The organism is Streptomyces sp. BK022 (assembly GCF_004217355.1).
GTDB classification, from domain to species: domain Bacteria; phylum Actinomycetota; class Actinomycetes; order Streptomycetales; family Streptomycetaceae; genus Streptomyces; species Streptomyces griseoluteus.
Genome location: NZ_SHKU01000001.1, coordinates 1,190,435 through 1,207,908, shown reverse-complemented (window position 1 = coordinate 1,207,908; position 17,474 = coordinate 1,190,435). Strand labels below are relative to the sequence as shown.

The following is a 17,474-nucleotide window of genomic DNA, read 5'->3' as shown; positions in this document are numbered from 1 at the left end:
GACGGGGGCCGCGCTGAGGGTCATAGCGGGAAAAGCCGATTCGGGGCGGAGGGGAGGCATGCGGCGCCGGTGGAGTCGGGGCGGCTCGTGGCAGTCGGCGCCCCGACTCCTTCGAAGAGCGGTCCGCGCGGCGCGCCCAGTGCGAAGCGCGCCGGGCCGGCCGGCGATCGGTGGTACCGCTCTTCATCCCTCACACCGGGAATCCGGATCTGCCGCGTCAGCGGATTGGTCGCTCCCCCGATCAGGTGAAATAAAGATCGAGACCAATCCGGTGAGCCGCCGGCCCCGGATATGACGCCGCGCTCCGGGGACCTGGGAGGCGCCCGCGGGCCGCCGCGCTTACGATCCCCACGTGGCAGACATTCCCGACAGCCTCATCGCCCTGGAGCGGTCCGCCGAGGTGGAGCGGGCCAAGCTGGCCGGCCTCACCGGGAGCGAGTACGACGCCCAGCGGCGCCGCTGGCGCGCGGCGTACGACGCCGTGCGCGCGGCCATCGCCGATAGGTCGGCCGCGACCGGTGAGGACCGCGGCGCGCTGGAGCGGTCGGTCCAGGAAGCGGTACGGCACGCCCAGGAGGACCCGGCGGTCGAGTAGCGCCCCCGTCCCGGAGCACTCCGGCATGCGGCGGCCGCGCTCCTGGGCCACGCTCGGGACATGACCCCGCAGATGCCCGTCGTGATCTACCCGCCCGCCCCGGACGGCGGCAGGCGGGTGCGCGTCGGTGACCGGTTCGTCGGCATGGCCTACACCGTGCTGGACGTCGTGGAGTTCCTGCGCCGGTCCGGCCCCGAGGGCCTGGCCGCGGTGGAGGAGGCGGACGTCGTCGGCGCGGGGTGGGTGGAGTGGCAGGGCGCGGGTCCACGGGAGTGGCCCCGCTGAACAGGGGAACCCGGCCCCTCACCGGCGGCGAACTGCCGTACCGGCGGCCCGGGATGCTCGGGCAGGACAGCCTGACCCAGAAGCGCGAGCCGGAGCACCGTCGGGACACCGGCCCGTCAGGTCCGAACGCTACGAGGAGCGAGTGACATGCCCCAGCAGATCGAGCACGTCATCAAGGACATCGAGAACCGCACCGCGCTCGACGCCCTCACCGGTCCGGTCGCGGGGCTGGTGAACAAGGTGACGCGGCCGACCGCCGTCAAGAACGCGCTCTCCGGTACCTGGCTGGGCCACGCGCTGCACCCGGTGCTCACCGATGTGCCCATCGGCGCCTGGGGCATGGCGACCGTGCTGGACCTGACGGCGGGCGAGCGCGGGGCCGTGGCGGCCCGCAAGCTCGTCGGTTTCGGCCTGCTGGCCGTGGTGCCGACGGCCGCGAGCGGCGCGTCCGACTGGGCGGACACCATCGGCGGCCCCCAGCGGGTCGGCCTGGTGCACGGGATGCTCAACAGCGCGGCGACCGTGCTCCAGGCCGCGTCCTGGGTGGCCCGGCTGACCGGCCGTCGGCGCGCCGGTGTCGTGCTGAGCGGGGTGGGCCTCGGTCTGACCGGCGCCTCGGCCTACCTGGGCGGCCACCTGTCGTACGTGAACGGCATCGGCGTGAACCACACGGCGTTCGAGGAGCCGACCGGCAAGTGGACGGACGTGGCGGCGCTGACCGCGCTGGAGGAGGACAAGCCGCTGCGGGTCGACGCGGGCGGTGTGCCGGTGGTGCTGGTGCGGCACGGTGGCACGGTGAACGCCCTCTCGGCGAACTGCACACACGCCGGCGGCCCGCTGGACGAGGGCGAGGTCGACGCGGACGGCTGCCTGCACTGCCCCTGGCACGGCAGCGCGTTCCGGCTCTCCGACGGCGAGGTGACGCGGGGTCCGGCGACGGTCCCGCAGCCGGACTGGGACGTGAAGATCTCCCAGGAGCGGGTGCTGGTGCGGGCCGCGAACGCCTGAACCGGCGGCATGCGCGGGTCGGGTGAGGCGGCACCGGGATGACGAACCGAATCCGCACGGTGGGGCACTCCACGCGTGAGGTCGACGAGCTGGTGACGATGCTGCGGAAGAACGGCATCACCCATCTGGTCGACGTGCGCTCGTTCCCCTCCTCGCGGAAGTTCCCGCAGTGGAACCGGTCGGCCATCGAGGAGGCGCTGCCACCCGACATCGAGTACCGCTGGATCCCGCAACTGGGCGGGCGGCGGCACACGCCCAAGGACGTGCCGAGTCCCAACGGCGCCTGGCGGGTCAAGGCGTTCCGGGACTACGCCGACCACATGGCCACGGACGAGTTCCGGGAGGGGCTGGACGAACTCCTGGAGCTGGCCGAGCACGGCCGGCCCGCCATCATGTGCAGCGAGGCGGTGCCCTGGCGCTGCCACCGCCGGCTGATCACGGACGCGCTGCTGGCGGCGGGCGCGGACGTGGACCACATCATGTCGGCGACGAGCACGAAGCCGGCGTCGCTGAACGAGAACGCGCGCGTCGAGGACGGGCGCCTCACCTACCCGCCACCGCCCGGGGAGTCCGACGGGTCCGGCACCTCCCACGAGTGCGACGAGGCGGGACCGTGAGCCGGCGGGGCGCGGGCCGCCTGGAGCGCGCCTGGGAGTGGCTCGCCCTGCACAAGCTGATCCAGCGCGGCAGGGAGCTGGAACTGCTGCACCGGGCCATGGGGTTCGCCACCCTCGCGCTGGTGACCCTGGCCCCGCTGCTGATCGTGGTCGCCGCCGCCGACCCCCTGGTGCGCGGCGGCTTCCCCTCCTGGCTGTCGGACGGCATGGGGCTGTCGGGCCGTTCCGCGAAGGTGCTCAACGAGGTGTTCAGTCCCCCGCGCGAGGTCATCGGCACCACCAGCGCGTGGAGCATCCTGATGCTCGCGGTGTTCGGGGTGTCCTTCGGCGGCAGCGTGCAGAACGGGTTCGAGCGCATCTGGGGGCTGCCCGCCGGGCGCTGGCACCGGGTGTGGCGGCAGGCGACCTGGCTGCTGGTGCTGATGGCGTACCTCTACCAGGAGGTACAGACCGGGACGACCGTGGAGGGATTCTCCCGGACCTTCCTGACCACGGTGACCACGCTCTTCTTCTTCTGGTGGGGACCGTGGTTCCTGCTGGGCGGCCAGGTCCGCTGGCGTGAGCTGCTGCCGGGCGCGATCGCCAGCGTGGTGGGCCTGGCCGGGCTGCGCGCCTTCTCGACTCTGGTCTTCACCCCGCTGATCGTCACCAACGCGCTGAGCTACGGGGCGGTCGGCACCGTGCTGGTGGTGTCGTCCTGGCTGATCGGTGTGGGGTTCGTCGTGTACGGCGGCGCGCTGTTCGGCCGCTGGTTCACCGAGCACCACTGGGTGCCGTCGCGCGATGACGAGGAGGGACGCGAGGGGCGTGAGGAGGGCGGCTGAGGGGCGGCGGGGCTCTGCGGTGGGCGTGAGCGGGCGGCGGGGGCAGCATGGAGGGGTACCGGTCCCGAGCTGTGGGGCGACGCCCGTACCGGTTGGGTGGAGGTGGCGGGATGGCAGTGGACCCCTTCCGGTCGGACGAGGAGCACGACGCCGAGGACCCCCGGCCGACGGGGCTGCTCGACCTGCTGAGCGTGGCCGCGGTCGTCCTGGACACGGCGGGGCGCATCGTCTTCTGGACCCCGCAGGCCGAGGAGCTGTTCGGCTACTCCGCCGAGGAGGCGCTCGGTTCCGAGGCGGGCCGGCTGCTGGTCTCGCCGGGCCGGATCAAGTCGGCCGTACGGCTGTTCAGCGAGGTACTGGCCACCGGCCAGGGCTGGGCGGGCGCCTTCCCGGTGCAGCACAAGGACGGCTCCAGCCGGCTGACCGAGTTCCGCACCATGCGGCTGCTCGACGACGAGGGCGAGGTGTACGCGCTCGGCATCGCCGCCGACCGGGGCCTGCTCCAGCGGGTGGAGACCGACCTCGCCCTGTGCGAGCGGCTGATCTACCAGTCCCCCATCGGGCTCGCCCTGCTCGACCCGGACCTGAGGTTTCTGCTGGTCAACCCGGCGCTGGAGCGGATCGACGGCGTGCCGGCCGCCGAGCACGTGGGCCGGAGCCTGCGCGAGACGCTGCCGCTGACGGACATGGAGACCGTGGAGTCGGCGCTGCGCCAGGTCCTCACCACCGGCATGCCGCTGCTGGACCAGTACCACGTGGGCCGGCCGCGCAATGATCCCGGACAGCAGCACGCCTGGTCCCTGTCCTTCTACCGGCTGGAGGACTCCGGCGGCCGGGTGCTGGGCGCGGCCGCCTCCGTCGTGGACGTCACCGAGCGGCACCAGGCGGCAGCGGAGGCGGACCGGGCACGCAGACGGCTGGCGGTCATCGCGGACGCCTCCGCGCGGATCGGCACCACCCTGGAGGTGGAGCGCACCGCCCGCGAGCTGGCCGAGGTGGCGGCGCCGGTACTGGCGGACGTGGTCGCGGTGGACGTCCTGGACTCGGCGCTGGCCTGCCGCCGGATGAGCAGCCCGGAGCACGGGCCCGAGCTGTTCCGGGCGCTCGCCTTGAAGGCGGCCCAACCGACCCTGGCGACCCGGGCCGCCGACCCGCCGGGCGACCTGGCCGCCTACGCCGGGGACCGGCTCGTCACCCTGTGCGTGCACACCGGGCGCCCGGTGCTGATCCCGCATGTGCAGGCCGCCGACCTGCCGCGGATCGCACGGGACGCGGACGGCGAGGCGCTGCTCGCGGAGGCGGGCGTGCACTCGTACCTGGCGGTGCCACTGATCGCGCACGGCGAGGTGCTGGGCGCGCTGGACCTGAAGCGGACCAGCAATCCGCTGCCGTTCGACGAGGACGACGTGGTGCTGGCGGCCGAGATCGCGGGCCGGGCCGGGGTGGCGATCGACAACGCGCGCTGGTTCCAGAGCGTGCGCAACACCGCGCTCACCCTCCAGCGCAGCCTGCTGCCCGACCACTCCCCCCGCCACACCGGCCTGGAGGTGGCCTCCCGCTACGAGCCCGCGCAGGCCACCAGCGAGGTGGGCGGTGACTGGTACGACGTGATCCCGCTGGCCGACGACCGGACCGCCCTGGTCGTCGGCGACGTGATGGGCAACGGCATCGACGCGGCCGCCACCATGGGCCGGCTGCGCACCGCGACCTGCGCCTACGCCGACCTGGACCTGGCCCCGGGGGCGGTGCTGCGCCATCTGGACCGGATCACCTGCGACCTGGAGCACTACATCGTCACCTGTCTGTACGCGGTCTACGAGCCCGCCACCAACCGGTGCACGGTCGCCAACGCCGGGCATCTGCCGCCCGCCCTCGTCCGGCCGGGCCGGCCCCCGGAGTTCCTGGCCCTGCCGACCGCCGCGCCGCTCGGGGTGGGCGGGGTGCCGTTCGAGGCGGTGACCGTCCCGATGGAGCCGGGCGATCTGCTGGTGCTGTACACGGACGGACTGGTGGAGACCCGGCAGCACGCCATCGACGACCGGCTGGAGACGCTGCTGTCCCTGCTGGGCGAGCCCGCCCCCTCGCTGGAGGAGCTCTGCGACCGGCTGGTGCACGGCCTGCGCCACCCCGACGACCACGACGACGTGGCCCTGCTGCTCGCCCGGGTGGTGGACCACCCGTAGCACCGCCGCGTGGTGGGCTGCGGTGGGTGGTGCGAGGCTGGGTCCACAGGTGTTGGAGGAGGGAATCCAGGAGGGCCGATGGGACGGGACGTCCCGGCGCTCGTCTTCACCCGCGAGGACCGCCGCCGGTACCGCATCAAGATGCAGGAGTGCCTCGACGCGTTCGCCCAGATGCTGCGCGAGTCGCGCTTCGACAGCGACCGGCCCCGCGTGGGGCTGGAGATCGAGCTGAACCTCGTGGACGCACGCGCCGAGCCCGCGATGCGCAACAGCGATGTGCTGGAGGCCATCGCGGACCCCTACTGGTCGACGGAGCTGGGCCGGTTCAACCTGGAGATCAACGTGCCGCCGCGCCGGCTGACGGCGGGTGGCCCGGACGCCTGGGAGAGCGAGATCCGGGCGGCGCTCAACCACGCCGAGGACCGGGCCCGTACGGTCGGCGCGCGGCTGGTGACGGTCGGCATCCTGCCCACGCTGCGCCAGGCGGACATCGGGGTGGCCGCGCTGTCGGAGAACCCGCGCTACCGGCTGCTCAACGACCAGGTGTTCGCGGCACGGGGCGAGGACCTGCGCATCGAGGTGGACGGCGTGGACCGGCTGCGCACCTACGCGGACACGATCACCCCGGAGGCGGCCTGCACCAGCACCCAGTTCCATCTCCAGGTGTCCCCCGAGGACTTCGCGGGCTACTGGAACGCGGCGCAGGCCATCGCGGGCGTGCAGGTGGCGCTCGCGGCGAACTCGCCGTTCCTGTTCGGCAAGGAGCTGTGGCACGAGACCCGTGTCCCGCTGTTCGAGCAGGCGACGGACACCCGGCCCGAGGAGATCAAGGTCCAGGGGGTGCGGCCGAGGGTGTGGTTCGGGGAACGGTGGATCACCAGCGTCTTCGACCTGTTCGAGGAGAACCTGCGTTACTTCCCGGCCCTGCTTCCGCTGTGCGACGAGCAGGACCCGGCGGAGACGCTGGACCGGGGCGACATCCCGGAGCTGGCCGAGCTGACCCTGCACAACGGGACCATCTACCGATGGAACCGCCCGGTGTACGCGGTGGCGGACGGCCGGCCGCACGTCCGGGTGGAGAACCGGGTGCTGCCGGCGGGCCCGACGGTCGCGGACACCCTGGCCAACGGTGCCTTCTACTACGGCCTGACGCGGGCCCTGGTGGAGGAGGACCGGCCGGTGTGGTCACGGATGTCCTTCTCGGCGGCGGAGGAGAACCTGCACACCGCCGCCCGGCACGGCATCGAGGCACTGCTGTACTGGCCCGGCATGGGCGAGGTGCCGGTGCCGGAACTGGTGCTGCGGCGGCTGCTGCCGCTGGCGCACCGGGGTCTGGAGCTGTCCGGCATGGACGCGGCGTGGCGGGAGCCGCTGCTCGGCATCATCGAGCAGCGGTGTGTCACGGCCCGCAACGGCGCGGTGTGGCAGAAGGAGACGGTGCGCAAGCTGGAGGACACCACGCACGCCAGCCGGCACGAGGCGCTGCGCCGGATGACGGAGCTGTACATCGACTACATGCACCTCAACGCCCCGGTGCACACCTGGCCGGTGGACTGAGGCGAGGCGTCGCGTCCGGTCCGGCTCCGACTCCCTCGCCGGACAGCGTAGAGACGTCGTCGTCTTGTTCCGGGCGGCCGGTGTGAGCGTGCCGGGGCATCACGTCCGCAACGGCCTCGCGCGGGTGACCCGCCAACCGAAAGAATCCTGTTGAGGGGAAAGGGGCGTTGGCCCCGACTCCAGTCGTCGACGCCCGGCGTGGTCTCGGCCGCGTGTGCCGACTGGCCGGGTGCGCCCCGTCGTTGAGCGCACCTTCGCCGGGCCGCGCCAGTCTGTTCAGTTGGGCGTGGGGGCTGTGCGCAGGTGCCCCGTGCTGTGATCTTCGCCGGTGGACGGGGGCAGTGTGATGAGTGCTTGCACTGCGGCGATCATCGCGACGCGGTGAATCCGCAGGCGCTCCCCGTCCCATGGCGGTTGATCCGCCAGCGACCGCAGGGCCGGGGAGGCGTTGGCCCACGCGGTGGTCAGTCCGAGCAGAAGGGCCAGGATGTCGGTGGGCGCGACCGTCCCGGTGACGATGTTCTGCTGCTGAGCGCTCGCGATGGCGTCGATCTTGGGCACATAGGCGTCCACCTGAGCCGGTGTGGCGTCGGGGCGCTCCAGTTGGGCCCAGCCGGTCAGACGCAGCACCTGGGGGTGTTCCAGGAGGTAGTCGAAGAGCCTGCCGGCATAGCCGGGGAGGTCGTCAGCGGCGAACGGGACGGCCTTGGCGAGGTCTGCCAGGCTGTTGGCGACGACGAGGTCGAAGAGGTCGTCCTTGTTACCGAAGTGGACATAGATCATGCGCTTGTTCGCCTGGGCGGCTTCGGCTATGCGGTCCACGCGGCCACCCGCGAGCCCGAACTGCGCGAACTCGTCGTACGCAGCTTTGAGCAGGCGCTTCTTGGTGGCGGTGGCATCCGGCGGCATGGATACAGATTAGTGCGTTGCGTGACCGGACGAAGGGTGGGGTTCGCCTGCGCAGCGGGCGAACGGCCGGTGCCCGGGCTGCGCAGCCCGCCGAAGATGCGGCGGAGCTTGCGAGCGGTAGCGTGAGAAATCAGGTGGCGACGTGCCGTGTCGCACGTCTGCGCACCGGGTGAAATGCCAGGTCAACAGCGCCGTCCACCCGTACAGGAATCTGACCATTCGTGGCCCCGGTGACCCCGTGCTACGTTGTACCTATCTAGTTGGTTACCTTTGGTCGACAGGGCACGGCCAGCCCTCCCGAGGCGCGCGGGCCCTGTGACAGAGGACGCTTTGGCGTCCTTCCCCATCAAGCCAGGAGCAAGATCATGAAGGCTGTTGTGATGACCGGTGCGAACCAGCCGTGGGAGGTCCAGGAGGTCCCCACCCCGGTGGCCGAGCCCGGTCAGGTACTGGTGAAGGTCCGTGCGTCGGGCATGTGTTTCACCGACGTGTGGGCGACGCAGGGCTACGGCGGGGACATCTACCCGCAGACCCCTGGCCACGAGGTCGTCGGGGAGGTCGTCGCGGTGGGCGACGGTGTGCACGGGCGTGAGGTCGGTGACCGGGTCGGTACGACCTGGGTGCAGTCGGCGTGCGGCCGCTGCGACTACTGCCGCAAGAACCTGCCGCTGACCGGCCAGACCGCGATGAACTGCGTCGCACCGCGAACCACCGGCTTCGCGGCGCAGGGCGGCCACGCCGAGTACATCGCCATCGCGGCCGGGGGCACGGTGCTGCTGCCCGACGAGCTGGCGTTCGAGGACGCGGCGCCGATGATGTGCGCCGGCTACACCACGTGGAGCGCCCTGCGGGATGCCGACCCGCAGCCGGGAGAGCGGATCGCCATCGTGGGCATCGGCGGGCTGGGGCACGTGGCCCTGCAGCTCGCCAAGGCGTCGGGCTTCGAGACCGTCGCGGTCACGCACTCTCCCGACAAGCACGATCTGGCCCTCGAGCTGGGCGCCGACCACGTCGTCGCCAACGGCAAGGAGCTGCACGACCTGGGCGGCGCGGACGTCCTGCTCGTCACCACCAACGCCTTCGAGGCGGCGGAAGAGGCGATGGCGGGCCTGCGGCCCAGCGGCCGCGTGGTCCTGAGCGGTCTGGACTTCACCCGGCCGTTCTCCATCTCCTCCGAGGGCATCCCGTTCCACATGATGCGCCAGAAGGTCATCGGCTCCACCCACGGCGGGCAGCACCACCTGTCCGAGGTCGTCGACCTCGCCGGCCAGGGCAAGGTCAAGCCGATCATCGAGACCTTCTCCCTCGACCAGGCCACCGAGGCGTACGACCGGCTCGCCTCGGGCAAGATGCGCTTCCGCGGCGTGTTCCTCCCGCACGGCGCCTGAACCGGCGGGCGCCTGACCGTCGCCCGGCAGCCCTCTCCCCCATCCGCACGATTCCAGGCCGAGACGTCCACCGTCTCCTTGACGGAACATGATCCGCATGAGCGATTCCCGAAGCACCGGCAGTACCGGCAGAGGCAAGCTCGCGCACCGGCTCATGCCGATGACCGGACGCAACCCTGAGGAGGCCCACCGGGTCGCCACACCGCTGGAGCTGCTGTTCGACCTGACATTCGTCGTCGCGGTCGGCACCGCGGCCTCCCGGTACGCCGAACTGCTCGCCGGCGGGTATCCGGCGCAGGCCGTCGTCGCGTTCCTCCTCGCCATGTTCGCGATCAGCGTCGCCTGGATCAGCTTCAGCTGGTTCGCCTCCGCGTTCGGCACGGACGACTGGCTCTACCGGGCACTGACGATGGTGCAGATGACCGGGGTCGTCGTCTTTGCGCTCGGCATCCCCGCGATGTTCCACTCCGTCGAGGAAGGCGACCACCTGGAACTGCGCGTGATGGTCGTCGGCTACATCGTGATGCGCGTCGCCATGGTGCTCCAGTGGTGGCGCGTGTCCCGGCAGTCCCCGTCGTTCCGCAAGGTGGCCCGGGCCAACATCGTCTGGACGCTGGTCGCCCAGGTCGGCTGGACCGTCGTGGGATTCGCGCATCTGCCGCTCGTCGCGGTGATCGTGTGCGTCGTCGTGATCGGGACCCTGGAACTGCTGCTGCCGGTGCTCGCCCAGGGCGGCGCCGACGCCACGCCCTGGCACCCGCACCATGTCGCCGAGCGCTACAGCTTGTTCGCGCTCATCGTGCTGGGCGAGAGCGTCGTCGGCACCGCGGCCTCCTCCGGCGACCTGCTCGGCGGCCCGGACGGAACGCAGTGGACCGGCGACGCCATCGCCGTCATCGTCGCCGGCGTCGGACTGACCTTCGGGATGTGGTGGGTCTACTTCTCCACCCCGTTCGGCGACATCCTCGTCCACCGCCGCAACCGCGGATACCTCTTCGGCTACGGGCACATCCCCCTGCTCACCGGCATCGCGGGCGTCGGAGCGGGGCTCCACGTGGCCGGCCTGTACATGGAACACCACGCACACCTCGGCCCCACCGCCGTCGTACTGTCCCTGGCCCTGCCCACCGGCCTCTACCTGCTCATGGTCTACCTGCTCCACACCCTGCTCCTGTCGGCGGCAGACCGCTTCCACCTCCTGCTCATCGCTCTCACCCTCGCCGTGCTCACCGCGGCGGCACTGCTGTCGGCAGCGGGAGTCTCCGTCGCGGTGTGCCTGCTCGTGGTCATGCTCGCCCCCTACGTCACCGTGACCGGATACGAGACGATCGGCTACCGCCACCAGCAGCAGATGCTGGACGCCGTGCAGTCCGGACACCGGTGAAACGACCTGCCCGACCCGCCGCCAACATGATCCGCCCGGCAAGGGCGTGGCACCCGTTCCGTTGGCAGCGACTTCCCGAGACCGGTGCGGAATCAGACCAACGTGACCGGCCTCGACACGGCGAACTCAAGCTCAGCAGGAGGCGTCGTACTGCTCAAGGAACGTCCGAGCAGCCTTGTCAATGGCCTTCACCGGGTCTGCGGTGCGCTGGAAACTGAACCACTCCCCTGTGATCCGCAGCCGAGTGAACTTCTCGTGGAGGTGGCTCTCCAGGGGGAACCCGCCCGGGGATTGCCAGCGAACCACTATGGGGGAAGCCGACCCTATCTGGAGCTGCTTCAGGCGCTTCGCCGCGTTGCTAAAGCCTGTCCCGTATCTGACGGGTTGGCGGCGAGGCGGCCAGATGCAGACGTTGGACACCGCCGCGTGTCAGCAGCATCCCGCTGCTGGTCACGAGGTCATGGGCGGCAGGGCCGATCCGCATGCCGGAGATTCGTCGGCCCTGCGTGCTCTCGACGTTGGCCGGCCGGGTCGCCGCTCGCAGGGCCTTCCAGACAAGGCTCGTCTCCTCGGTCAGGAGCTGATCTCTCTCAGGTCCAATCTGCTGCGCGAACCAGCGCACTGCGAGACGGCCGGCCTCGAGGACTTCGCCCTCGCCGTCCTGAAAGCGACGTGAGCAAAGGAACTGCACGACGGCCGAGTGCCCGATGCCGGATCTGGGGGCGAACGCGTTGTCCACCAGGACATCTTCAGGTGCGCGTGACCCGTCTGGCAGAAGCAGAAACGCTTGCTGGCCACCGCAGCTCAGAGCCTCCCCGAGTGAACGATGCAGATGCACCTGGTGAAGGCCCCTTGGACCGGGGTGACTGCACAGCCAGCCGGATCGTGGCAGGGCTTCGCCGATGCGCTGCCCGATGAGTTGCTCATCTTCGGGTAGCGACCACACATCGGTCGTCTTCGTGCGGGAGCCAGGAAGAGCCATGAACGCAGCATCCCAGAGGGCGAGGACATCCCCCGCAGGGGCGTCCGGGACCCCGCCGCTGTCTCAGGACCGGGAAGACCTTGCCGGCCGACGCGAAGATCACGGGATGTCTCGTGTGATCACCGCAGCGGAAGTCTCGTGGGTACTCGGGTCAGGCTGCGGGCCATGGAGCGCTTCGAACGCGAGGAAAAGAACCGGGAGATCGCGGCCGCGCTGCGGGTGAGTGAGCGGTCGGTTGAGCGATGGCGCCGGGCTTGGCGGGAGCGGGGCGAGGCGGAGTTGCTGTCCGCAGGCTCACCGGGACGGCCCGAACTCAGCGCGGCCCAGGTCGGCCGGCTGGAAAGTCAGTTGGAGCGGGGACCGCTGGTCCAGGGCTGGCGGCCCCCAGGAAACGGCCGGCCTACCAGGTGGCCCTACGATCGCGGCACCCAGCCGAGCGCTTGTACCCGACGAATTGAGTAAGTCCGTGAGCGACGACGTCCTGTCGATCATTCCGACCGATCCCCAGTGGCAGCCCGACCGGGCGACGGCCCAGCGGACTGCCGCGCTTGCCGCGGACCTGGCTCCCGGCCTGCCCGATGGCGTGGAAGTCGAGATCGACGTCACCTGGCACGATGCCCTTACATCCGTCGACTGCGGCGACAACCTGGAACGGATCGGCTGCCCGCACTGCGGCGCCTCGATCGACACCGAGTGGTACGCCGACCTGCTGGAAAGCCACGGTGAGGACGGCTTCGCCACCTTGGCCGTGGAAGTGCCCTGCTGCGGCGCCGCCACGTCGCTCGACGTGTTGGACTACGACTGGCCGTGCGGCTTCGCCCGCTTCGAGATCGCCATCTGGAACCCCGGACGTGACTGGTTCGGCGACGAGGAACTGGCCGCGATCGGCGACACACTCGGGCATCCGGTGAAGCAGATCAGAGCCCACATCTGACTCAGGTCTCAGCAGGATCCAAGTGCAGTCGTCCAGCCCGACATCACCCGTTCAAGTTCAGTAGTTGTAGTCCGCGTCCCGTCTGTCTTCGAAGACGAAGAGCGGTTTGGTGCCATGCGCCGGTGTCTCGGCAAGCGAGACAGCTTCGGTGAAGCGTACGACCGGGAATGGCTGGCCTTGGGGAATGCTCAGCATTTCATCAACGACGAGACCACGAACCTGGGTCAGCGCGCGCAGCGCATCTGCGGGTGGGGTCGTGCCGAACCAGCGGTTCAGCCAGAAGCCGCGGACTGCTTTGGTCTCGTAGATGACCGAGCGTGCCTGCAGCGGGATCGTCAGCGCCGCCGGGTCGCTTTGGCGATGGGTGGAGAGCGCGCCATAGACCACGACCTCTCCCCCCCGGGGCCAATGCTTGAGATACCTGGGCACCCAGGGGCCCCGCGACACAGTCGGTGGCCTTGTGCACGCCGGCCGGGCCCGCTATCTCAGCCACACGCTGCAACAAGTCCTCATCCTCGGTGCAGATGACCTCGTCACCACCAAGCGCTTCGATCTCCTCGACAGCACTGCGTCGCCGCACGACATTGATCGTGCGAATGCCCATATGCCTGGCCAGTTGAATGACGAGTCGGCCGACGGTGGAGCCCGCTGCCGTCTGCAACAGCCATTCACCCGGCTGTACGTCGAGTTCGCGAGTCACAAGAAGCAGCGCGGTCAACGGATTGACGGCCAGTTGACAGGCGCTGGAATCGCTCAGGTCGTTGGGAACCGGCAGGAGTCTTCGTGTATCTGCAACAAGGTATTCCTGCCAGGTGCCGGCCATGGCGGGTCCGGGCACCGCAGGGACTGCGGCGACGACCACGCGCTCGCCGATCTGCAGCCCTGCGACATCCGGGCCCAGGGCCTCGATACGGCCCACGCATTCCATATGACCCCCCACCGTCGGGAATTCGGGGGAGAAACCGTAGCGGCCACGCAGCACGTGCAGATCGCTGGCGTGAATGGGAGTCGCCGTCACGCGGATCAACGCCTGGCCAGTACCAGGTGTGGGAACGGGCCGGGATTCGAGGCGTAGGACATCGGTAGGCTCGCCGACCTTTCCGGCTACGAGCGCGCGCATGGATTGAGGCATGAGCGGCCTTTCGTCTCTCGGCGCCGGCGAAACTCGGCGGCCGTTCTCGACAACGATGCTGGTGCCGGCATCGTCGTCGCCACTCGGGCTCCGGACCCTTCCCTCTCAATGGAACTGGCCCGAGCGCAGAGTCTCCCCTGCATCGGAGCTCCCTCCAACGACACCCGACTCGCGTAGTGTGATCACGCAAAAGCACTGGGTTGTCGCGGCTTACTGAGGCCTGCGATCAGGACCGCTCGCCGCCTGAGTTCGGATAGGGAATCTGTCCTTTCACGCTACGCCCGGCCGCGGAAAGATTCCCGGCGGTTACGCCGGTCTGGGCGACTTGAGCGAGGGCCCCCTGCCGAGAGGGGGCGGCAGGCACAAGGGATGCCTCCGGCGGGGGCGCTCGGACTCCGGGTTGGACAGGGCGCCGGTCGCGAGTGTCGGCCGGATCGTGGTGCGCGAGCGTCGTAGGCTCCCATCTCGACCACCTTCGTTCCAGGCAACGCCGAGCAGCTGCGGCCCAGGGCGTCGAGGTCCAGCGCCCAACGTCGCTGATCAACGCCGAACCTCAGCGTGAAACGGCCCAGGAGGCAGCGGACACAGGTCGCGGTCGACCGGGGTTCCTCGAGCGGCCTTCCAGGGATGAGGTCTCGCTTCACCGGTCGTGCGCTAAGGGCGCTTCAGGTCAACCATCGGGCGCCCGTCGCTGCCTACAAGCTCGCTGCCGAGGTGTCCGACGTGTGTCATTGCCGTTCGTTGTATGGCGAGTATGGCGGCATCGTCTCGGAGGTCCCCGCCCGTGTGGGCCAGGAGGTCGTGCTGGAGGCACTCGACGAGCGTGTCGGGATGGCACTTGGCCCACAAAGGGAGTCGCTCTTCCAATGGGTAGAAGGCGCCGCTGCTGTCGCGAGCCTCCACGAGACCGTCGGTGTACAGCAGGAGCGTGTCACCGGCCTTGAACGGGAACGTGTGAGAAGTGCGGATGTCCGGCGTCAGCGCGCACATGCCCAGGGGCGGTGCCGGTGGAGTCTGGACAGTCATCACCTGCCCCCGGCTGATGAGCAGGGGCGGCGGGTGCCCGCAGTGCGTCAGCCGCGCCACCGAGTCATGGTCGGGGATCTCCAGCAGCAGCGCGGTGATGAAGTGCTCCTCAGCCTCGTCGTCCGCCCCGAGGAACTGGGCGGAGTAGCGGCATGCACTGCGGTCCAGGGCGCTGGCCAGCGCCGGCAGTGTGGCGTGCTGGTGAGCGGCTTCCTGGAATGCGCCCATGAGTGCGGCCGCCTCACCCACTGCGGGCAGTCCCTTTCCCCGGACGTCGCCGATGAGCACGCGAGTGCGGTTGCCGGTGCGGGCCACGGCGTACAGGTCACCGCCGATACGGGCTTCTTTCGCGGCGGCCAGGTACGTGCACGAGATGCGCAGCGCGCCCAGTCGGCGGGGCAGCGGGCGCAGCAGCGCCCGCTGCGCGGCCTCGGAAACGGTCCGCACCTGGGCGAGCTCGGCCCTGCGCCGGTCACGCACCAGGCAGACGATCACGGCCAACATCGAGAGGATCGCGAGTCCGATGATCTGGCTGATGTGGTTGGGGGTGGTCAGACCCCCGTGGAAAACAGCGATGAGTACCTGAGCCGCCACTGCCAGTAGGCCGATCAGTGCGGTCAGCCATACCCCACCGATCGCCACCGTGATGGCAGGGGCTACGACCAGCAGCGGACCGAGGTGGACGGATTCCGGACTGCGGATGTCCGCGACGGTGATCGTGGCGATCAGTCCGATGGGGAGCAGCACCAACGCCCGGGTGGCGTGCCACCGCTGCCATGTGACGGCAAACCGCTGGCCAAGGTGCATATAACCAATGTGCACCTCGCGCCTGTACGACGCACCGGTCGCACCGGTCGGATGGATCGGTCCGTGGTAGACGCGTGGTCCGTCAGCTGGGACTCGCGTGCACATCTCGCCTTGCCAGCCGGCCCTGGAGGGGGCGATCCTGGAGATGAGGCATGCCTGCCAGTCGTGGACCGAGCGCAAGGACTGCGGAGCCGACGGTGACCGCGGCCCCCCAGAGAGCGTGTTTCCAGATGAGGCTTGTCGTCGATCTCAACCGGTGCCAGGGGTACGCGCAGTGCGTCTTTCTCGCCCCGGATGTCTTCTCCTTGCACGGGGACGAAGCGCTGCTCTTCTCCCCTCGCTTCGACGAGGCACAACGCGACCGGGTGGAAGAGGCTGCCGCCGCTTGCCCGGTCCAGGCCATCCTTGTCGACTACTCCGACGAGCCGACGAAGCGGGTGGAACCCCATGTCGGCTGACACGGACGTCGACGTGGTGCGCCAGGGCCGCATTGTCGTCGTCGGTGCCTCGCTGGCGGGTCTGCGCGCGGCGGAGACCCTGCGCGAGAAGGGCTTCGCCGGATCGCTGACCATGATCGGCGATGAGCCGTACGAACCGTACGATCGGCCGCCGCTGTCCAAGCAGGCATTGCTCGGACGGGCACGGCCCGAGGACACCGCACTGCCACGGCGGCGCGACATCGACGCCGAATGGCACCTGGGCGTTGCCGCCACGCGCCTTGACCGGGACGCCAAGCAGGTATGCCTGGCGAACGGCGACACCGTCCCCTACGACCGGCTCCTGATCACGACCGGGACCAGAGCGCGACCCTGGTTCCACCCGGAAGAGGCCGCCCTGGACGGGGTGTTTGTGCTGCGGACCCGCGACGACTCCGCACAGCTGCACCGGAAGCTGACCGGCGGCGCGTCCCGGGTGCTGGTGATCGGCGCCGGATTCACGGGCTCCGAAGTCGCCTCGGTCTGCCGGGAGTTGGGCCACGAGGTCACCGTCGCCGAACGCGGCCCGGCACCGCTGGTAGGCGCACTCGGCGGAGTGATCGGCGCGGTCGCGGCCCGGTTGCAGTGCAAGCACGGAGTCGACCTGCGCTGCGGCATCAGCGTCACTGCCCTCGAGGGCGACGATGTGGGACGACTCAGACGCGCCCACCTGTCCGACGGTTCGGCCATCGACGTGGAGGTGGCGGTCGTCTCGCTCGGTGCCATCCGGAACACGGAATGGCTCGCCGGCTCGGGGGTGGCCGCGGGTGCCCGGGGAATCGCCTGCGACGCCGGATGCCGGGTGTTCGACGTCAACGGCATCGTCACCGACGACATCTACGCCGCCGGTGACGTCGCACGCAGCCCGCACCCGCTGTTCGACTACCAGTTCCTGGCGCTGGAGCACTGGGGCAACGCCGTCGAACAGGCCGAGATCGCCGCCCACAACATGGTCTGTGCAGGCCCTGAGCGCCGTCCGCACCTGTGGCTGCCGATGTTCTGGTCCTCCCAGTTCGGCGTGAACATCAAGTCGGTGGGTGTTCCCTCGATGGGCGACCAGATGGTCGTCGCCCAAGGGGCACTCGCCGAGGCGCGGTTCGTCGCGGTGTACGGCTACCGCGGCCGCGTCATCGCCGCGGCGGCCTTCGACGGAGCCAAGTGGATGGGCTTCTACGAGCGGCAGATCGCGGCCGGGGCGCCTTTCCCGCCGGAGTACGGCACGGTCAACCGCCGGACGGAGACGCTGCAGCCGCTCGATCCGGACTTCCCCGACCCCCACCTGCCCACCCACGGGCCCACCGTCACGCTGACGGGTCACTCACCGAGCGAGCGGCGTGTCGAGTTCGTTCCGTCGCATGCCTGATCAC

Annotated in this window: 18 protein-coding genes; 14 read left to right on the top strand and 4 right to left on the bottom strand. The window is 70.1% G+C overall.

The genetic code is table 11. The features are described 5' to 3' along the window. Positions 1-352: 352 nt before the first annotated feature. The 7 genes from EV284_RS05500 (at position 353) to EV284_RS05470 (ending at position 7,069) form a co-directional block, all read left to right on the top strand. On the top strand, positions 353-595 hold the full coding sequence (locus tag EV284_RS05500; protein ID WP_130330748.1) for a hypothetical protein: 243 nt from the start codon (positions 353-355) through the stop codon (positions 593-595). A 60-nt stretch (positions 596-655) separates the two neighbouring features. Continuing rightward, positions 656-880, top strand: coding sequence for a hypothetical protein (locus tag EV284_RS05495; RefSeq protein ID WP_130330746.1), 225 nt, complete (start codon positions 656-658; stop codon positions 878-880). Between the two features lie 147 nt (positions 881-1,027). Next, positions 1,028-1,888, top strand: a complete 861-nt coding sequence (locus tag EV284_RS05490; protein ID WP_130330744.1) for a Rieske 2Fe-2S domain-containing protein — start codon at positions 1,028-1,030, stop codon at positions 1,886-1,888. A 38-nt stretch (positions 1,889-1,926) separates the two neighbouring features. Then, the gene (locus tag EV284_RS05485) at positions 1,927-2,505 is read left to right on the top strand and encodes a DUF488 domain-containing protein (RefSeq protein WP_130330742.1); all 579 of its coding nucleotides are present in this window, start codon (positions 1,927-1,929) and stop codon (positions 2,503-2,505) included. Continuing rightward, positions 2,502-3,329: a ribonuclease BN gene (locus EV284_RS05480; protein WP_130330740.1), complete on the top strand. Its 828-nt coding sequence runs from the start codon at positions 2,502-2,504 to the stop codon at positions 3,327-3,329. The genes EV284_RS05485 and EV284_RS05480 overlap by 4 nt, the downstream gene beginning before the upstream one ends. Before the next feature lie 110 nt (positions 3,330-3,439). Then, positions 3,440-5,512 carry a SpoIIE family protein phosphatase gene (locus tag EV284_RS05475; protein ID WP_130330738.1) on the top strand — a complete coding sequence of 691 codons (2,073 nt, stop codon included), beginning with the start codon at positions 3,440-3,442 and terminating at the stop codon, positions 5,510-5,512. A gap of 78 nt (positions 5,513-5,590) precedes the next feature. Continuing rightward, entirely contained in the window at positions 5,591-7,069 is a 1,479-nt protein-coding gene (locus EV284_RS05470; protein ID WP_130330736.1) for a glutamate-cysteine ligase family protein, read from the top strand. A 276-nt stretch (positions 7,070-7,345) separates the two neighbouring features. Here the strand turns inward: EV284_RS05470 and EV284_RS05465 are convergent, their stop codons facing one another. Further along, on the bottom strand, positions 7,346-7,978 hold the full coding sequence (locus EV284_RS05465) for a TetR family transcriptional regulator (protein ID WP_130330734.1): 633 nt from the start codon (positions 7,976-7,978) through the stop codon (positions 7,346-7,348). Between the two features lie 365 nt (positions 7,979-8,343). Between EV284_RS05465 and EV284_RS05460 the strand changes: the two genes are divergently transcribed. Both EV284_RS05460 and EV284_RS05455 read left to right on the top strand, forming a co-directional pair. Then, positions 8,344-9,366 (top strand): alcohol dehydrogenase catalytic domain-containing protein, encoded by a 1,023-nt coding sequence (locus tag EV284_RS05460; protein ID WP_130330732.1) that lies wholly within the window; start codon positions 8,344-8,346, stop codon positions 9,364-9,366. A gap of 97 nt (positions 9,367-9,463) precedes the next feature. Then, positions 9,464-10,750, top strand: a complete 1,287-nt coding sequence (locus EV284_RS05455; RefSeq protein WP_130330730.1) for a low temperature requirement protein A — start codon at positions 9,464-9,466, stop codon at positions 10,748-10,750. Between the two features lie 358 nt (positions 10,751-11,108). Here the strand turns inward: EV284_RS05455 and EV284_RS32935 are convergent, their stop codons facing one another. Then, positions 11,109-11,489, bottom strand: a complete 381-nt coding sequence (locus tag EV284_RS32935; protein WP_207228925.1) for a hypothetical protein — start codon at positions 11,487-11,489, stop codon at positions 11,109-11,111. Positions 11,490-11,870: 381 nt separating this feature from the next. Between EV284_RS32935 and EV284_RS05445 the strand changes: the two genes are divergently transcribed. Both EV284_RS05445 and EV284_RS05440 read left to right on the top strand, forming a co-directional pair. Continuing rightward, the gene (locus tag EV284_RS05445; RefSeq protein ID WP_278045808.1) at positions 11,871-12,194 is read left to right on the top strand and encodes a helix-turn-helix domain-containing protein; all 324 of its coding nucleotides are present in this window, start codon (positions 11,871-11,873) and stop codon (positions 12,192-12,194) included. 4 nt (positions 12,195-12,198) lie between these two features. Beyond that, a complete protein-coding gene (locus EV284_RS05440; RefSeq protein ID WP_130330726.1) occupies positions 12,199-12,666 on the top strand; it encodes a hypothetical protein in 468 nt (155 codons plus the stop codon). A 57-nt stretch (positions 12,667-12,723) separates the two neighbouring features. Here the strand turns inward: EV284_RS05440 and EV284_RS33155 are convergent, their stop codons facing one another. Beyond that, positions 12,724-13,053, bottom strand: coding sequence for a hypothetical protein (locus tag EV284_RS33155; RefSeq protein WP_242625576.1), 330 nt, complete (start codon positions 13,051-13,053; stop codon positions 12,724-12,726). A 73-nt stretch (positions 13,054-13,126) separates the two neighbouring features. Between EV284_RS33155 and EV284_RS33150 the strand changes: the two genes are divergently transcribed. Next, entirely contained in the window at positions 13,127-13,741 is a 615-nt protein-coding gene (locus EV284_RS33150) for a hypothetical protein (RefSeq protein WP_242625575.1), read from the top strand. A gap of 711 nt (positions 13,742-14,452) precedes the next feature. Here the strand turns inward: EV284_RS33150 and EV284_RS05425 are convergent. Continuing rightward, positions 14,453-15,631, bottom strand: a complete 1,179-nt coding sequence (locus tag EV284_RS05425; RefSeq protein WP_130330722.1) for a PP2C family protein-serine/threonine phosphatase — start codon at positions 15,629-15,631, stop codon at positions 14,453-14,455. Positions 15,632-15,861: 230 nt separating this feature from the next. Between EV284_RS05425 and EV284_RS05420 the strand changes: the two genes are divergently transcribed. Both EV284_RS05420 and EV284_RS05415 read left to right on the top strand, forming a co-directional pair. Beyond that, positions 15,862-16,089, top strand: coding sequence for a ferredoxin (locus tag EV284_RS05420; protein WP_130330720.1), 228 nt, complete (start codon positions 15,862-15,864; stop codon positions 16,087-16,089). Further along, positions 16,079-17,470, top strand: a complete 1,392-nt coding sequence (locus EV284_RS05415) for an FAD-dependent oxidoreductase (protein WP_130330717.1) — start codon at positions 16,079-16,081, stop codon at positions 17,468-17,470. Before EV284_RS05420 ends, EV284_RS05415 begins: the two co-directional genes overlap by 11 nt. The last annotated feature ends 4 nt before the right edge of the window (positions 17,471-17,474 follow it).